This window comes from Bacillus sp. 7884-1 (assembly GCF_002272245.1).
Taxonomy (GTDB): Bacteria; Bacillota; Bacilli; order Bacillales; family Cytobacillaceae; genus Neobacillus.
Genome location: NZ_NPDD01000020.1, coordinates 39,539 through 56,892 on the forward strand (window position 1 = coordinate 39,539; position 17,354 = coordinate 56,892).

The window sequence follows — 17,354 nt, forward strand, 5'->3', positions numbered from 1 at the left end:
TACATGTCATCCAAAACGATGATTGAAGCAAAAAACATATCAAAACATTTTGAGCGGAAGATAGCCCTATCTTCCCTTTCTTTTTCTATCATGCAAGGTGAATTGGTTGCCTTAATTGGACCAAGCGGTGCTGGAAAAACCACTCTGTTGAATTCTATTGCTGGAATTTTATCACCTGAGGACGGAGAACTCCTCATTGACAGTAAACCCCTCAAAGATTATAAACGAGGCAAAAGGTTTGCGAAGAAAATAGGTGTGATTCGTCAGCAGTTCGATTTAATTGGTCCTCTTGCTGTTATTCATAATGTCCTCGCTGGTAAATTATCAGAGTGGAGTCTTATTAAATCCTTATTTTCCCTGCTAGTCCCCCAAGATAAAGAATTGGCATTAACAGCACTTGAAAGAGTCGGTTTAAAGAATAAACTTTACGAAATTACTGCTACACTTTCAGGCGGTGAACAACAGCGTGTGGCAATGGCAAGATTAATGGTACAGAACCCAGAAATCATTCTTGCAGATGAACCAGTAGCTTCACTCGACCCTGCAAGGGCAGATGATGTGCTCAGCATGCTGACAAATATCGTTACTGAGAAAAATCAAACATTACTTGCCAGTCTGCATTCAGTAGAATACGCCAAGAAATACTTTACGAGAATCATTGCTCTCAAAAATGGTGAAATATATTTTGATTTGCCAACAGAAGAAGTAACATATGAAAAATTAAATGAATTATACCAACTAAAGGAGCAGGGTTCAGATGATTAAGCTAATCCCCTCCCTTAGATTGCATAAAAGATTCATTCTTTCGTTACTGTTGATCATGGTTTTCGTTTGGAGCCTTTCCTCTATACAGTGGAACTCAGAACTTTACCATGCTGGCGGCATTCCTACCATGCTGCAAATATTTGAAGGGTTAATTCAGCCAAATTTGGACCCTGTACTTTTATTAGTGGGTTTAGAATCGGCTTGGATTACCCTTGCCTATGCGGTTGCTGGGATGTCGCTAGCAATAGTTTATGCTTTTATTGTTGGTGTATTAGCCTCAGGAACATTAACTTCCAGCAAATTATCGCGGATTATTTCTAAAGTGTTTTTTCGAGGGATTTTAGGTTTTACTCGTTCGATTCATGAATTAATCTGGGCCTGGCTTTTTGTGGCAGCAGTTGGACTTTCCCCCTATGCCGCAATCCTGGCACTAGCGATTCCATACGGTGGAATTTTAGGACGGATTTTTGCAGATATGTTAAATGATGTTCCAGAGCAGCCTATTCTCGCTTTGAAATCAGCAGGCTCCACCCGCCTGCAAACACTTCTCTATGGCTATCTTCCATTGATTTGGTCAGATTTTATTAGTTATACCATGTACCGCTTTGAGTGCGCCATTCGTTCCTCAGCGATAATGAGCTTTGTTGGCCTTGGCGGTCTGGGTTTTCAAATCCAATTAGCACTTGCAGATTTGAAGTATGATTCCGTTTGGACATTTGTCTTTTTCCTAATCGCTCTCGTGATTTTTGTGGATGGTTGGAGTAATTTCGTCCGTAAAGGATTAACAGAGCATAAACGAAGGAAAGGACTAAATTCAGGGTGGCTCTCCGTCCTATTTGCACTTCTCTTAATTGTCGCTTCCTGGTTTTATATCACAATTGCTGAAAAAGCTAATTTAGGAGAATTATTATCAGAGAAAAATCTGGAATATGCTAGTAAGTTTTTCGGTGGACTCCTTGGAATCAATCAAGAAAACCCAGCATTCCTTAATGGAGAAAGCTGGTCATTAGTGTTGAAGCTGACAATGGAGACTCTTGAAATGAGTATCATCGCAATAGGATTTGCAACGATTGTCGCTTTCATAACCGTTATTCCAGCCGCTAGAAACATAGCGAATGGAAGTCTTACCTTACAAAAAAATTGGTATAACAGAATACTTTACGGTGTAATCCGCCTTTTTTATATCTTTTCAAGATCGGTTCCAGAATTAGTTTGGGCAATGATGATTATTTTCATATTTAAACCTGGTATCTTACCCGGAGCATTAGCCCTTGCCCTTCACAACTTTGGTATTCTCGGTAAACTCTGGGCAGAGGTTGTCGAAGATATGGATCCAAGACCTATCCGCAACCTAGCAACTGCTGGAGCTTCTAAAATAGAAATCCTATTTTATGGAATTCTTCCGATAGTACTCCCTAGATTTCTCACGTATATTCTCTATAGATGGGAAGTAATTATGAGGACGACCATTGTTGTTGGTTTTGTAGGTGCTGGCGGTCTGGGGATGGAGTTTAAACTCGCAATGAGTTATTTTGATTATACACAAATTACCTTATTGTTACTTTGTTATATGATTCTCGTCATCATTGCAGATTTTGCTTCTGAAACAACTCGAAAAGCAGTTAAATAAGAGCACATGTCATCCTGACTTGTGCTTATTTTTTGCGTTTTTTTCTGCTAATCATTTGCTAGTAATTGCTAATTAGTTGCTATCTAAATGATAGCATGTTTAATTGATGCCTTTTGGCTGTTTTGCAAAATTAAATGAAATAAAAAATTGAATTACTTGTATTGGATTCATGTTTTCTATTATTCTAAGCATAGCACCCAAAATTTAATCAATAGTATACATATGGATTTGAAGTGTTCAGATCATATAGGAGTTGGAGTATTTGGAAACAAAAAGAGCTTTACCTATTTTATTTTTAGTCATGTTTTTAGTGATGATCGGTTTTGGAATCATCATCCCTGTTCTGCCTTTTTATGCAGAAGAGATGGGGGCATCCCCTACACAACTCGGATTATTAATGGCTGTTTATTCACTCATGCAGCTGATTTTTGCGCCATTTTGGGGTAAATTATCCGACCGAATCGGTCGTAAGCCGATCATGATGATGGGCATTGCTGGATTATCGTTATCATTCTTTATGCAGGCGATGGCTACGGAGCTTTGGATGTTATTTGCAGCGCGTATCATTGGCGGAATGTTATCTTCTGCAAATATGCCAACTGCAATGGCCTATGTTGCTGATATAACAACCCCAGAAAATCGTGGAAAAGGAATGGGCATTATAGGGGCAGCTGTTGGACTTGGTTTTGTATTTGGTCCTGCCATTGGTGGTATATTTTCAAAATCAAGTATGAGTATGCCTTTTTATTTAGCTGGTGCATCTTCGTTAATAACCTTAGTCATTATTTTCTTTTTCTTGAAAGAATCCTTACAAAAAGATAATGCAGAAGTGAACCAAGGGAAAACACAATCACGATGGAAAGCATTTTCTGGTCCTGCAGCGGTATTGTTTTTATTACAGCTGTTAATCTCTCTTTCATTATCTGGCTTAGAAGCGACCTTTGCCTATTTTGCTGCAAAAAAAGCAGGATTAGGAGCCATACAGCTAGGATATATTTTCATGATTATGGGTTTTGCTGGTGCGATGGTACAAGGCGGTTTGGTTGGCAGATTAACAAAGAACTACGGAGAAGGTAAAGTTATTCAAGGTGGAATTATTGTCTCGGCGGTAGGTTTTGCTTTAATCCTTCTAGTAGACAGTTTTACAACTGCAGCTATATTTTTATCCATCTTTGGGATTGGAAACGGCGTAATTCGCCCGAGTGTCTCTTCCCTGCTGACGAAAACTACAGATTCTGGTCATGGAAGTGCAACTGGACTCCTTTCCTCTTTTGATTCATTAGGCAGAATTGTTGGACCTCCCCTGGGTGGCTGGTTATTTTCACTTTCAATCGGCTTACCTTATATATCTGGTGCAATCATTTCAGTTATAGCCTTAGTAGTTTATCAATTTTATCGTTCAAAAGCTTTAGTCTTAAAAACAAACTAGCATATGTCATTAGGACATGCATAAGATAGGTTACGAGGATGTACTTGTTAAAAGGAGTTGAGATGAATGAAGATACTCTCTCATTTCACGACGTTTTTCTTCCTATGTATCATAGTTGCTCTTGTAGCCTATCTTGATTCTCCGTACTCATTTATCCATAGTGGCTATTCCTATTCCACCAGTGAACCAGCTATGGCACAGCCTGTCGACGTAGAACCGCCAACTGATGTGCCGGTTTTAGAAAATCGGCTTGATAGTGTTAAACAAATGGATGGTTATTACGTGGAAATCTATCAGGAATACGAAGTTTATTACGATGAAGAAGGAAACGTAGTCAAAAGAGATCCTACATCAAAAACAGAAAGTGTCCGCTATTGGGATGAACCTTAAAAGCTGTCGAGTAATCATCGACCGCTTTTTCTTTTTTTGCCAGTTAAACGAAGAAAAACTAAATAAAACTTGATAATCGAACTAATGTTCGATTATAATAATTTTATAACCTTTGTTTAAACTCCAAATTTAAAGAGCAATAATAATTGGAGTATAAGGTGAAAATTATTGTACTTATTAAAGGAGACTAAAAAATGATTAAACCCTATTTAATGTTTAACAGAGAATGCGATGAAGCTTTTAAATGGTATCAAAAAGCTTTTAATGGAGAAATAATTGCCATTCAAAAATATGGGGATATGCCTCCAAATCCCGACTTCCCTGTTGCTGAAAGTGAAAAAAACCTTGTTTTACATGCTGAATTAAAATTAACAGAAACCGGGTATATAATGGGTTCTGATTATCAACAAGAATTACAAGGTGCTGATAAAGTGTGTATTAGTGTGGAGCTAAATTCTGAGGAGCATGCTATGAACGCTTGGAACGTACTTAAAGATGGTGGAACTGTCCATAATGAGCTTCAACCAACATTTTTCGCTAAACTTCATGGTTCGGTGAAAGACAAATTTGGCGTAACCTGGATGTTTACTGTTAGATAGAAAACAGAAATCCGAAGGAAATCAAAAGGCTTCCCAATTACTTGGGAAGCCCTTAATTATTTGTCTTGATTTTAAGAAGTCTTAAACTATTTAATTTGAAGGTTGTAAAAAAATCGAAGCTCTTCATCGAGACTTTGTAGAATATTCATAGGCAATTTTAGAAAACCTAAAAGTATATGGAGGTGAATAAGATGAAAAAATGGCTCTATAGTTTAATTTGTGTTGCTTTTATAGGCTTTCTTACAGCTTGTGGAGGCGGTGATGATGAGACAGAACAAGATACCACAACTACAGAGGAACAAGCAGGCGATGAACAGGAACAAACAGCTGATGCAGGGAATGGAGAGGCTCTATTTCAGCAAAGCTGTTCTTCTTGTCATGGTGGAGATTTAAAAAGTGGAGGAGCTCCAGATTTAGATAAAATCGGGTCACAATACTCCAAAGATGAAATATTAAATATTATTGAAAATGGTAAAGGCGGTATGCCTGCAGGACTTCTTAAAGGCGATGACGCAGCTGCTGTTGCTTCGTGGCTTGCAGAGAAAAAATAAAAGTAGGTAAAAACCAGAATGGACATTCCAATCTGGTTTTTTTTGAGCGAATAACGATAAGAGCAATTATTTGATTGATAAAATAGTTTACACTACAATTAAGTAGTTAATGAACATTAAAAATGGTAAGGAGAAAAATATGAAGTTTAAATTAATAGTCTTGGTCCTCATTTCTATTCTACTTATTACAGCATGTGGACAAAAGACACTTAGCGAGCCAATTACATTACATAACCAGGATCAGAAGGAAGTATCGTTTCCTTTGGAAAAACCAACCGTATTCTTTTTTATCACTTCCTACACCTGAGGACTCTGCCACCAGCAACTAGTTCAGTTGCATGAAAATATCGGAAAATTAGAAGGCATGGATGTAGAAATGTATGTAATTAGCAAAGATCTACCCGAGGAACAACTACAATTATACAAAGAATTAGAAAGTATTTATGGTAAGAGCCTCCCCTTTGTTTCTGATCCAGATTTGGAATTAATCGATTTCATGGGTATGAAAAATGGTGATGTTGCATATAGAGGCTATGGGATGCTAGACCAAGATGGAAAAGTCGTTTTTAAAAGTGTGAATGATCACTGGGGAGAGCAAATTGATAAAACAGTTGAAGAAATTAAAAATGAATACAATAAACTAAAATAAACAACAGGTGGCCACAATCAACTCGATTGTGGCGCCTGTTGTTTATAAAGAATTACACCCCTAATAGTATTTTTATTAATTTCGATACCACTGTGCCGCAGCCTCTACTTCTTCTCTTGTCAATTGATGTCCTCGACGCTCCCAGTGAAGGACAACCTTTGCATTCGCTTTTACTAATAAGGATTGTAATTCTTCTGATTCCACTGGTGGACAAATGGGGTCATTGGTTCCAGCTGCGATAAATACGTGCTTTCCCTCTAAATTTGGAAGATCTATTCCCCTTCTAGGTACCATAGGATGATGTAGAATCGCACCCTTTAGAGCATTTTCGTAGTGAAATAGTAAACTTGCTGCAATGTTAGCTCCATTTGAGTATCCGATTGCAATGATATTATCACGGTCAAAATCATAATTCACCGCTGCTTCATCAAGAAATTCATTTAATTCCTTTGTTCGGAAAATCAGGTCTTCTTCATCAAATACCCCTTCCGCTAATCTACGAAAGAATCGCGGCATTCCATTTTCTAGTACATTTCCACGAACACTTAAAACCGATGCTTCGTCATCAATCATTCCTGCTAGGGGCAGCAAGTCTAATTCATTTCCACCTGTACCATGCAGCATTAAAAAAGTTGGCTTTGTTAAATCTTTTCCCTTATTAAATATGTGTTTCATTTCTATCTACCTCCAGAACCTCATTTTAACGTAAGAATCTCTAATACAAGATATTTATTAATAATTATTTAAGCTTCTACTTTACTCTTTACTTTTTTGAGAAGTGTTATGATTGTTTCTACTTCATCTCCACTTAAAGAACTAAAAAGATCATCAACTAATTCCTGATGCTTGGGCATAATTCCCTTCATTAATTGAATTCCATCATGTGTTAAGGTTACATGAATAATTCGGCGATCCTCTGGACAATCATTTCGACATAACAAGCCTCTTTTTTCTAATTTATCGATTACATAGGTCATAGAACCGCTAGATATTAAGATTCTGCTGCCAATCTGCTGAATGTTTTGTTTTCCATGTTGGAAAAGTACCTCTAATACGGCAAATTCCGTAACACTCAATTTGTTTTTCGTCATTTCATCTCTTATTACTTCTTGGATAGATTTAGATGTTTGCATTAATAACAAAAATGGCTGGTTGGTACATATGTTATCCATATAATCACCTCCTAAACTATTTTGATTTCGAATATCTTGAATATGAGATAATAATAAAACAAATTTCTATTCTAGTCAAATCCCTTTTATTGAAATTTGTAGATATCCCGCAATATTCTCTTTATAACAATAAAAAATGCGAAACCTCGTAGATTCCGCACTAACATTATTTATATACGAGTGGTTTAATCATTTGGTTATCTCCTATTAAAGTGATTTCACTAAATGGTGTTGGTGATCCTACTTTTGCATTTGACGAAATTACGCTCCCGCTTCCAACGACGGAGCGGTAGATCTCAGCATTTTCACCAATAATCGTGTTAGGTAAAATAACAGAATCCTTAATAATTGCCCCATGGCCTACTGTCACACCGTAAAACAGCACAGAATTTTCAACCTTTCCATAAACCTTGCAGCCTTCACTTAAAATGGATTGGTGTAGGGAAGCATTTCCATCTAAATACATAGGTGGATGGCTTATTCCATTCGTATATATAATCCATTCTTCATTTTTAAGTATCGGGTTAGTGTTTACAGATAAAAGGTCCATGTGTGCTTCCCAAAAGCTTTGGACGGTACCAACATCCTTCCAGTAGCCATTAAAGTGATACGCATGTAAATGGCAGTTATCCTCAATCATAGATGGTATAACATCCTTGCCAAAATCTTTTGTAGAAAATGGATTGTTTTCTTCTATTTCTAAAGATTTCTTTAATATAGACCAATTAAATAAATAAATCCCCATTGATGCTAAATTTGACTTTGGATAAATGGGCTTTTCCTCAAACTCGATGATCCGATTTGACTCAGGATCAATATTCATGATTCCGAATCTTCTTGCTTCACTCCAAGGGACTTTAATGACTGAAATGGTAACATCCGCTCCAGAGCGCTTATGCTCTTCTACCATATGACTGTAATCCATTTTATAAATGTGATCACCTGAAAGGATAAGTACATATTCTGGGTTTTGATTTTCAATATAGCGGAAATTTTCGAAAACGGCATGTGCGGTACCTTCATAGCTGCTATCTTTATTATCATATTGTTTTGGCTGCAGTATAGCCACTCCGCCAATTTTTCGGTTAAGCCCCCATTTTTCACCGTCCTCAATATAATTCTGCAGGCTTTCTTGTTTGTATTGTGTAAGGATTCCAACTGTATCAATCTTAGAGTTTTTACAATTACTTAGTGCAAAATCAATGATTCGGTATTTACCTCCAAAGGGGACAGCTGGCTTTGCTAAATTCTGAGTTAATTCCTTTAGCCTTGTTCCCTTCCCTCCTGCCAACAACATGGCAACACATTGTTTTCTTGTCATGGGGTTCCCTCCTTTTTATAATACAATTTCCGTTATGTAATACTTACTTGCCATCATTGTAGCACCTGTGTTAAATGGGAAATATCTATAAATTGCGACCGGTTAATCATTTATTCGACGTTATTTCTTTTATCTATCAAAAATAAACAAGAAATAGTTATTGACAAGGAACAAATACAAACTGTTTATGTCGAATATGAACGATGTAATAATTGAAAAATATGAAAATTATGTGAATAAATTTTCTCGCAAAAAAAACACGCTGATTTTGTATCAATCAGCGTGTTTTTATAAATTTTAATGTCCGACTGCCTTTTCAAGATTACCTGGCTTATTATGAACTGCTAACTTTTCTAACAATTTATTACTCTCTTTATTTAGACCTATTAACTGAACTTTAATGCCATTCTGATGGTATTTTATGATTACTTTATCAATGGCTCCTACAGCCGAGTCATCCCATAAATGTGCTTGTGTTAAATCAATCGTTACGTCTTTTACCTCCTCATTGTAAAGAAAGCTTTCTACAAATTCTGTTGCAGATGCAAAGAATAATTGACCTGAGACGGTGTAGACTTTTTTATGTGAACCTTTTGAAGGTAATGTGGTTACTTTTACTTTTGAAATCTTTGAAGCGAAGAAAATGGCACTTAATAAAATTCCAACCAAAACACCTTTTGATAAATCATGTGTCACAAGAACCGTCCCCACGGTCGCAATCATCACAATCGTATCAGAAATTGGGGTCTTATGAATGTTTTTTAAAGCTGACCAATCAAATGTGCCGATGGAAACCATGAACATGACACCAACTAATGCTGCCATTGGAATTTGTACCAAGAGATCATTTAAAAGGATGATTAAGATCATTAGAAAGACACCTGCTACTAACGCTGATAACCTGCCTCTACCCCCGGATTTCACGTTAATAACTGATTGACCAATCATAGCACAGCCAGCCATACCGCCGAAAAACCCTGATACAATATTTGCGATTCCTTGTCCTCTTGCTTCCTTATTCTTGTCACTAGTGGTATCCGTCATATCGTCCACAATGCTAGCTGTTAATAAAGATTCCACCAACCCAACAATCGCTATAGATAGTGAATAGGGGAAAATGATTTGTAATGTTTCAAAGGTTAACGGAATATCAGGTATTAAGAAAAATGGAAGAGTCTGAGTCAATTCGCCCATATCACCTATCGTACGTACTCCACTTCCAGTCATTACTGCAATTACGGTAATGGTGATAATCGCTACTAATGGAGATGGAACAACCTTGGTAAAACGTGGGAAGATATAAATGATGGCTAAGGCTCCGGCTACCATCGCATACATTGCCCAGGATTCTCCAACAAAGTGGGTTAATTGTGCAGAAAAAATTAAGATCGCGAGTGCATTAACGAATCCAATCATGACGGAACGCGGTACAAATTTCATTAACCGGCCTAATTTGAGAACGCCCATTACGATTTGAATTACACCCGTTAGGATGGTTGCAGCAAGCAGGTATTGCAGCCCGTAATCTGCCACTAACGTTACCATGACCAAAGCAGTCGCACCCGTTGCTGCGGAAATCATTCCAGGTCTTCCCCCTACAAATGCGATGACAACAGCAATACAAAAAGATGCATACAAACCGATCATCGGGTCCACTCCAGCAATAAGTGAGAAGGCTATTGCTTCTGGAATTAATGCCATAGCGACCACGATTCCGGATAGTACATCCCCCTTGATATTACCGAACCATTGATCTTTAAGTGTGTTACTTTTCATGAAGCACCTCTTTTCAATTCTATATTTTTTGTTGACTTTCAACTCTCATGAAAGCCAGGGCCGTTGTGAACAAATCACAGTATAAATGATTGTGACAAATTTGTGAAATGGAATGTAAGCGCGCACATTAATCCTTTCTACTGTTTTACTCTCCCTTTCTCTAGTTTTCTATCTGATTCTGTGAAAAACTAAAAAACAGAAGGGTCTATGCCCTTCTGTTTTCTCTATTCAAGCTCATTTTTTAATACTTCATTTAAGTCGGTCCAATCTAATATTCGAGGATAGTTTAAATGCCGATTATATGACTGGTCCCTAACAAACACTTTTAAGGAATCATGTGAAAGTGTATCTAATACCTCAGCTTTATCATCAAAATAATAATCTAACTTTAATTCTTTGATAATTTCAACCTTCTCATGATCTTGCATTCCATAATAAAAACGGTCATCGCGAACAGGGAAACCTTGTTCTTTCATCCATTTTTTCGTCCGTTCTCCATGTTCCTTCGGCCTCGCAGTTATGTAATAAATTTCATGCCCTTTTTTAGCTAGTTCCTGTAATATTTCAACCGCATTTGGAAAAGGAGGGCAGTCCGTATAATAAATCTCCTCTAATGAAGTTTTCCACATTTCACTTCCCTCTTCATCAGTTAATCCAAAGGGCTCGTGGATTTCAACCCTTTTTAACTCGTGGAATACTTCGGATGGTACGTTTTTGTTTAACCTTTTATTGTAAATCGTAAATGCATGTTCTCTCAGGTTGATTAAAGTATCATCAATATCAAAACCAAATTTCATATCAAAGCCCCTCGTGAGAGTATATCGGATATCCTGTAAATTTATAATCGCTGCCGATTTGCTGCAAAGATAGATTAGTTAAATTCACTGCGTCTCTCATTTTATCAAACCCAGCCCCAGCTAAAAAGGATGGAGCATTGTGACCGCCAATTATTTTTGGAGCCATATACAAGACTACTTTATCAATTAATTTTTTTTCTAAGAACGACCAGTTGACCGTTCCTCCTCCTTCAATTAAAACAGAAGAGACTAATTTTTCACCTAATAGTTGAAGGACTTCCTCGGGATTAACATTTTTTGATCCTGTCGTTTGAAATACCATTACTCCAGCGTCCTCGAGGATTTTTCGCTTTTCTTTGTCAAAATTCTCGCTTGTAAATATCCATGTTTCAGCCAGGTTATCCGTAATCACCTTCGATTCTAAAGGGATTCTTAAAGTAGAATCTAAAACGATTCGAATCGGATTACGGCCATTTGGTATTCGTGTAGTAAGCTCAGGATCATCCTTAATTACTGTGTTTACCCCAACTAGGATGCCCATATTTTCATTTCTAAGATGATGAACATCTCTTCGTGCTTCCTCAGAAGTAATCCATTTACTATCAAAGGAATGTGTAGCAATTTTCCCATCTAGGGTGATTCCTGCTTTCAATGTAACAAACGGTTTTTTCTCAACAATAAATTTATTAAAAACTTCGTTCATATTTTGTGATTCTTCTTGACGTACTCCAACAATAACTTCGATTCCGGCATCCTCTAGAATTTTTACACCATTCCCTGATACAACCGGATTAGGATCAAGGGTTGCAATCACAACCTTTTTAATTCCTGCTTCTACAATAGCTACGGCACAAGGTCCTGTCCTTCCGTGGTGGGAACACGGTTCAAGGGTCACATAAATGGTACCGTCTTTTGCTTTATCACCAGCCATCCGAAGCGCGTGAATCTCTGCATGCGGTTCTCCTGCCTTCAAGTGAGTACCTATTCCTACTACACGGTTATCATTGACAATAACTGAACCGACCAATGGATTGGGGTCTGTTTGGCCTTTCATCGCCTGTGCATTTTTTAATGCCAAATCCATATAAAATTCATGATTAGTCATTTGGATAAGTCCTTTCATCTGCTTCTAGATGACCTGACTTTTTAATTTTTGTCTGTAAATATTTCTCATTGTATTCAGAAATATCTCCCCATAAAGGCTGACGTCCTGAGACCTCTAAACCGGCTTCTTTTAACGCATTCAATTTTTTTGGATTGTTTGTCATTAAGGTTACTGGTTTTCGACGAATAGCTTTTAGAACCTGAATGGCATCACCATAGTTCCTTGAATCATCAACAAACCCTAAACCTTCATTCGCTTCTACTGTGTCATATCCGTTTTCTTGTAGTACATAGGCCATTGCTTTACTAAATAAACCGATTCCTCTGCCCTCATGGTTAGCTAAATAGAACAATGCACCTGTTCCATGCTCTTGAATCATTTTCATCGATTGCTTAAGCTGGTAGCCGCAATCACAGCGCTTACTGCCAAAAATATCACCAGTATGACAAATGGAATGCATGCGAATAATCGCATCCGCTCCATACTCAAAGTCTCCATAAACTAAGACACTTGACTGCTGAAATTCAGCTAAGTTAGAAGATGATAATTTATCGATAATCCTTTCGAAGTCCTCTGTAACCTCATTACAATTTAACCAGCAGTACCATTTGAACTCCACAGTTTCTCCGTATAAATTAACGGGAAGCTTTATAGGTCCGACTAAATAAATGGCCCCTTTTTCCGTTTTTATTAATTGGATTTTATCTTCTAATACCGAAAGTACCTTAGAATCAAGACCTTGTTTCATTTATATATCCCCTTTTTTTATTAGTTTGTCATATTCATTTTTATTTCATGCTTATCCTTGAGCGGGATATGGGTAATTTTTTTATAACCCTTAAGAGGGAGCAATCTAATGAGAGCTCCCTAATAACTCCTATTTTATTATCAATCCTAATAATCGTGCAAATCCTAAGGCTTGCTCTTCTGTAACTTCACAGCCAGCTATATCTTTTATAGAAACATTTATTCGATCAAAGGTACAGGTACTTAAATCAATCCCCTTTAAAGGGGTTTGTTCAAAATTGGCTTCATTTAAATCACATTCTTTAAATGCCACCTTAGTAAAATTAGATTCATAATAGTCAGCATTGCGAAGTAAACATGAATCAAAACGTACTTGCTTTAGTTTGGAATATCCAAACGAAATCAAATTTGCATTGCAATTTTGAAACAAAACATTCCCGAGTGAGGCGTCGGAAAGATTAAGTCCAAGGATTTTAGAGTCTTTAAATTCAACACGATGAATGCTTCCATCTCTAAAATCTGTATTGGATAAATCACAGTGATCAAAAATAACGTCTGTTAATTCGATACCTTTAAAAGAAACATCTATAAAAGTGACATTTTTAAAAATAACTTGTTCGAACCGTATTCTATGTATTTCTTCACTCTTAATGGAACAATCATTTATGATACTCATTTCATAATAAGGCTCTTCCATTGGTTGAAAACCTATAGATGTTAAACCATCTGGAATTTTGGGTTGTTGAATTTTAAAAGTATTTGCCATTTTAAAACCATCCTTACGAATAATCTAATAGAAAAGACCTTTGTTAAACAAAGGTCTTTATTAACTACTATTCACCTAAATCGACATTGTGATAAATTCGTTGAACATCTTCAAGATCTTCCAATACATCAATCATTTTTTCGAATTTTGCTTGTGCATCCTCAGGAAGAGTCAATTCGTTTTGTGCCAGCATCGTTAATTCTGCGACAGTGAATTCAGTGATTCCCACATTTTTAAATGCTTCTTGAACGGCATGGAACTGTTCTGGTTCAGCATAAACGATAACGGATTCATCTTCTTCTAAGATGTCACGTACGTCAACATCAGCTTCCATTAAGATTTCAAGAACTTCATCGGCTGTTTTTCCTTCAAGACCAATAACCGCTGTGGCATCAAACATATAAGCAACAGATCCGCTAACTCCCATGTTTCCGCCATTCTTACCAAATGCAGCACGAACGTCAGATGCTGTACGGTTCACGTTATTGGTTAAAGCGTCAACGATAACCATTGAACCATTAGGACCGAAACCTTCGTAACGAAGCTCAGAGTAGCTTTCTTCTGAACCGCCTTTAGCTTTGTCTATCGCACGGTCAATAATGTGTCTTGGTACATTGTACGTTTTAGCACGTTCTAATACAAATTTTAAAGCTTGATTAGATTCAGGGTTCGGTTCCCCACTTCTCGCTGCTACATAAATTTCAACTCCAAATTTTGCATAAATACGGCTTGTATTTGCATCCTTTGAGGCTTTCTTTTCTTTAATATTGTTCCATTTACGGCCCATACTGTCCACTCACTTTCAATATTGACTCTACATAAGAATAGTAATAGAAATAGATTGCATCTTCAACCAATTTCTGAAAATCATACGTTAATGCAAATAATATTATACCGTATTTGGGCAATTTGTTAAGTAGTAAAAAGCATACTTTATAGCTGTAATGAAAAAAAGTCGGGAAAATAGTTCCTGACTTTTTTAGGATAATTTTAGTTTTGTGACAAATTTGAGTTCATTTTGAAACTTTTCTAGTATTTCTACAAAAGATGAATTGATTAATAACGGGAATAGATTTTCGAGTGCTTCCTGATAATTTTGCCCTAATGCTTCCCTCAAAAGAACATATTCGTGAAAAAGTAATGCTTTTTCAAAATCAATTCCAAGCTCATATAAGCCACGAAACAAAGTCTCTTTTGGAATTTGTTTAATCTTTTTATAGATTTTTTCATTTTTCTCAATGAATTTTTCTTCTAAATAACTCGTTACATAATCTCTGTATACCATTTGCCCAATATCATTTGTTTCTTTTTTTGTGTAATTAAAGCCAATGACACGGCCTTCCTTATTTTCACGTATAATAAAGGTTTTATTGCCTTTTAGATGTTGAATGAAGTTCTTTACACTTTTATCAAAAATTTTGTTGAATTGGATGATTTGATGAAGTTTGACAGCAAAATCTGTATTTTCTTCACCAATAACAAATAATCTGTCCACAATAGGCAATAGCTTTAATACTCCTTCAGAAAGCTGACTCGAGGCATCATAGATAATAATATCGAACTCTTTCTTCATTTTTTTTACAATCCGCTTTTGTTCTGTTAGTGTCAATTTAGAAAAATCATGGATTACCTCTTCAGAAAGACCTTCTTTTTCTAATGTGCCATAAGAAATAAATGCAGCCGATAAATCAGTATTCATTTTTAGCCAATGATAAATAGATAATGATAATTCCGTTACACCTGATTTTGCTTTTGGCGAATAAAAACCGACCAAGTACATATTACTCACCTGCCTTTTATTACTATAGTATTTAAATAAGGATATAAAGGTTAAAGACAAACTCTTGCTTCATCACTTTTTTAAAAAAAAGGCTCTAAATGTATGTTTTTATAAAAAAAGAATGACATCAAAATGATGTCATTCTTTGTGCTTCTTATCTAATCATTATCCTGAAGCTCTTGGGCTGCTTTCAAATCCGCCTCTTTTATGAGACCCATCACAAAATGGTTTCTTGTTGGACAGTCCGCACCTGCAAAGATAAACTTTTGCTTTTTTCGTATATTCATTACCTTCTGAATCAACTAATTGAAACTCACCGCTTACTTCCAATGGACCATTATCAGAAATTTTTATTCTATTTTCCATATATCCTACTCCCTTGCGTTTTTTATAAGTGAATAAAATTCAGCCCGAAGATCTGGTCGATTTTCATAGATGCCAAGAAGACTTGATGTTGTGGTAACAGTGTTCGCCTTCTTAATTCCTCTGCTGCACATACACATATGCTTCGCTTCTACGACAACAATTGTTCCTTCTGGATCTAATACTTCTTCAATCGCTTCCGCTATCTGTGTCGTAAGTCGCTCCTGGACCTGGAATCTTTTAGCATAGCCTTCCACCAAACGCCCCATTTTGGAAAGGCCGGTTATTTTCTCCTTTGGAATATAGCCAATATGAGCAACTCCAAAGAATGGAGAAAAATGATGTTCGCATAAAGAATAAAACTCGATATCTTTTATTAAAATAAGCCCCTTATGGTGGATATCAAAGGTTTTTTCTAAGTGAAGTTTAGGATCTTCATGATATCCTTCCGTGTACTCTAGGAAGGCTTTAAGCACTCTATATGGCGTTTCCTGTAATCCATCACGCTCTGGGTCATCACCGCAAAGTTTAATTAATTGTTTTATTGCTTCAGTAAAAGTCGTAACATTGGCTAAGTTACCATTTTCCTCAATGGTTTGCTTGTTAAATAAATGGGGAAATTTTTCACATAAAATAAGCAGCTGTTCACTCTTCAAAACCACATCATTCCTTTTTGATTTATAGGATTACTCATCCTCAATGATGATACGTGATGTGTTTTCAGTAATAGGTTCATTCAAAAGAACCCGAAATGCACAACATCCATCACCATTCTGAAGCCGTTTCTCTCTCTTTACAGAACACCCTAATAAATGAGTTAATACAGAAACGCTTACACTACAAAGTATTGGCCGCTTTATAGCAACATTATGGAATGGACAGTTACGCTCTATAAGGGAATAAGAATTATCTTTATTTTCTAGTTCCATAAATGAGTCATCTTTATTATAAAAGTCCTTTAATATGTCTAAGCGTTCGATTATACTTAATCCAGTTAATTTTGGTTCCCACTGGCGAATTCTTTCCTCAATCATCGCAGATAGCAGGTTTTTAAGTACATCTTCCCCTAGAAGTGTTAACGTATCGAAAACCTCAATCGTTAATTGATCATAATTTTTATTGAATAGATGTTCCCCTGCTGTGGTTAAGCGGTACTGCCATAAAGGACGGCCAACACCGTTATTCTCTGAAAAGCGAGTAACCCACCCTTCTTTTTCTAGTTGTACGAGGTGTTGACGTACGGCTTCGCCACTCATATCCATGCTTCCAGCCAGCTCGCTAATCGTCGATGATCCTTTATTTTTTATTAGGCCAATGATTCTACGGCGCGGTTCTGACAAATGATTAACGAGGATACTCATCAACAACCCACCCTTTTTCACCTTTGATTAAATATATTCAGGGAAAAGTATAATAGTTCAAGTTTTTTATTGGAAAATTTGATTTATTTAAAACTAGGATCTGTTATACTTGGCTGTTGATTTGTGCTCCACTAAGGAAAGCTTCTATGAATA

At 36.6% G+C, this 17,354-nt stretch carries 20 protein-coding genes and 1 pseudogene; 8 read left to right on the forward strand and 13 right to left on the reverse strand.

Translation table 11 applies throughout. From position 1 onward, the window contains the following. Nucleotides 1-3 precede the first annotated feature (3 nt). The 8 genes and pseudogenes from CHI06_RS03000 to CHI06_RS03030 form a co-directional block, all read left to right on the forward strand. Nucleotides 4-765 (forward strand): phosphonate ABC transporter ATP-binding protein, encoded by a 762-nt coding sequence (locus tag CHI06_RS03000; RefSeq protein WP_095246941.1) that lies wholly within the window; start codon nt 4-6, stop codon nt 763-765. Next, nucleotides 758-2,395, forward strand: a complete 1,638-nt coding sequence (locus CHI06_RS03005) for a PhnE/PtxC family ABC transporter permease (protein ID WP_095246942.1) — start codon at nt 758-760, stop codon at nt 2,393-2,395. The genes CHI06_RS03000 and CHI06_RS03005 overlap by 8 nt, the downstream gene beginning before the upstream one ends. Nucleotides 2,396-2,657: 262 nt before the next feature. Then, nucleotides 2,658-3,824: an MFS transporter gene (locus CHI06_RS03010; RefSeq protein WP_095246943.1), complete on the forward strand. Its 1,167-nt coding sequence runs from the start codon at nt 2,658-2,660 to the stop codon at nt 3,822-3,824. A 66-nt stretch (nt 3,825-3,890) separates the two neighbouring features. Continuing rightward, a complete protein-coding gene (locus tag CHI06_RS03015) occupies nt 3,891-4,214 on the forward strand; it encodes a hypothetical protein (protein ID WP_095246944.1) in 324 nt (107 codons plus the stop codon). A 194-nt stretch (nt 4,215-4,408) separates the two neighbouring features. Beyond that, entirely contained in the window at nt 4,409-4,813 is a 405-nt protein-coding gene (locus CHI06_RS03020; protein ID WP_095246945.1) for a VOC family protein, read from the forward strand. A gap of 191 nt (nt 4,814-5,004) precedes the next feature. Next, entirely contained in the window at nt 5,005-5,364 is a 360-nt protein-coding gene (gene cccB / locus CHI06_RS03025) for a cytochrome c551 (RefSeq protein ID WP_095246946.1), read from the forward strand. A 139-nt stretch (nt 5,365-5,503) separates the two neighbouring features. Further along, complete coding sequence (locus tag CHI06_RS29620) at nt 5,504-5,671, forward strand: hypothetical protein (protein WP_179292522.1); 168 nt, start codon at nt 5,504-5,506, stop codon at nt 5,669-5,671. A 15-nt stretch (nt 5,672-5,686) separates the two neighbouring features. Further along, nucleotides 5,687-6,013 (forward strand): annotated as a pseudogene (locus tag CHI06_RS03030) (hypothetical protein); the annotation flags it as partial. 75 nt (nt 6,014-6,088) lie between these two features. Here the strand turns inward: CHI06_RS03030 and CHI06_RS03035 are convergent. The 13 genes from CHI06_RS03035 to CHI06_RS03095 form a co-directional block, all read right to left on the reverse strand. Further along, nucleotides 6,089-6,688 (reverse strand): alpha/beta hydrolase, encoded by a 600-nt coding sequence (locus tag CHI06_RS03035; protein ID WP_095246948.1) that lies wholly within the window; start codon nt 6,686-6,688, stop codon nt 6,089-6,091. Nucleotides 6,689-6,756: 68 nt separating this feature from the next. Further along, complete coding sequence (locus tag CHI06_RS03040) at nt 6,757-7,185, reverse strand: MarR family winged helix-turn-helix transcriptional regulator (protein WP_095246949.1); 429 nt, start codon at nt 7,183-7,185, stop codon at nt 6,757-6,759. 166 nt (nt 7,186-7,351) lie between these two features. Continuing rightward, nucleotides 7,352-8,506, reverse strand: a complete 1,155-nt coding sequence (locus CHI06_RS03045) for a glucose-1-phosphate adenylyltransferase (protein WP_095246950.1) — start codon at nt 8,504-8,506, stop codon at nt 7,352-7,354. Between the two features lie 297 nt (nt 8,507-8,803). Then, nucleotides 8,804-10,282, reverse strand: a complete 1,479-nt coding sequence (locus CHI06_RS03050; protein ID WP_095246951.1) for a SulP family inorganic anion transporter — start codon at nt 10,280-10,282, stop codon at nt 8,804-8,806. Between the two features lie 224 nt (nt 10,283-10,506). Beyond that, complete coding sequence (locus CHI06_RS03055) at nt 10,507-11,079, reverse strand: 5' nucleotidase, NT5C type (RefSeq protein WP_095246952.1); 573 nt, start codon at nt 11,077-11,079, stop codon at nt 10,507-10,509. A gap of 1 nt (nt 11,080) precedes the next feature. After that, nucleotides 11,081-12,184 (reverse strand): bifunctional diaminohydroxyphosphoribosylaminopyrimidine deaminase/5-amino-6-(5-phosphoribosylamino)uracil reductase RibD, encoded by a 1,104-nt coding sequence (ribD, locus tag CHI06_RS03060; RefSeq protein ID WP_095246953.1) that lies wholly within the window; start codon nt 12,182-12,184, stop codon nt 11,081-11,083. After that, nucleotides 12,177-12,932 (reverse strand): GTP cyclohydrolase II, encoded by a 756-nt coding sequence (locus tag CHI06_RS03065; protein ID WP_095246954.1) that lies wholly within the window; start codon nt 12,930-12,932, stop codon nt 12,177-12,179. The genes ribD and CHI06_RS03065 overlap by 8 nt, the downstream gene beginning before the upstream one ends. A 129-nt stretch (nt 12,933-13,061) precedes the next feature. Next, nucleotides 13,062-13,697, reverse strand: a complete 636-nt coding sequence (locus CHI06_RS03070; protein ID WP_095246955.1) for a pentapeptide repeat-containing protein — start codon at nt 13,695-13,697, stop codon at nt 13,062-13,064. 67 nt (nt 13,698-13,764) lie between these two features. Next, the gene (locus CHI06_RS03075) at nt 13,765-14,484 is read right to left on the reverse strand and encodes a YebC/PmpR family DNA-binding transcriptional regulator (protein WP_095246956.1); all 720 of its coding nucleotides are present in this window, start codon (nt 14,482-14,484) and stop codon (nt 13,765-13,767) included. A gap of 192 nt (nt 14,485-14,676) precedes the next feature. Beyond that, nucleotides 14,677-15,477, reverse strand: coding sequence for a hypothetical protein (locus CHI06_RS03080; RefSeq protein WP_095246957.1), 801 nt, complete (start codon nt 15,475-15,477; stop codon nt 14,677-14,679). Between the two features lie 165 nt (nt 15,478-15,642). Continuing rightward, nucleotides 15,643-15,843, reverse strand: coding sequence for a CDGSH iron-sulfur domain-containing protein (locus CHI06_RS03085; RefSeq protein WP_095246958.1), 201 nt, complete (start codon nt 15,841-15,843; stop codon nt 15,643-15,645). Nucleotides 15,844-15,848: 5 nt separating this feature from the next. After that, on the reverse strand, nt 15,849-16,433 hold the full coding sequence (gene folE / locus CHI06_RS03090; RefSeq protein ID WP_206021791.1) for a GTP cyclohydrolase I FolE: 585 nt from the start codon (nt 16,431-16,433) through the stop codon (nt 15,849-15,851). Nucleotides 16,434-16,526: 93 nt separating this feature from the next. Then, a complete protein-coding gene (locus tag CHI06_RS03095; RefSeq protein WP_095246960.1) occupies nt 16,527-17,201 on the reverse strand; it encodes a helix-turn-helix transcriptional regulator in 675 nt (224 codons plus the stop codon). Nucleotides 17,202-17,354: the final 153 nt, after the last annotated feature.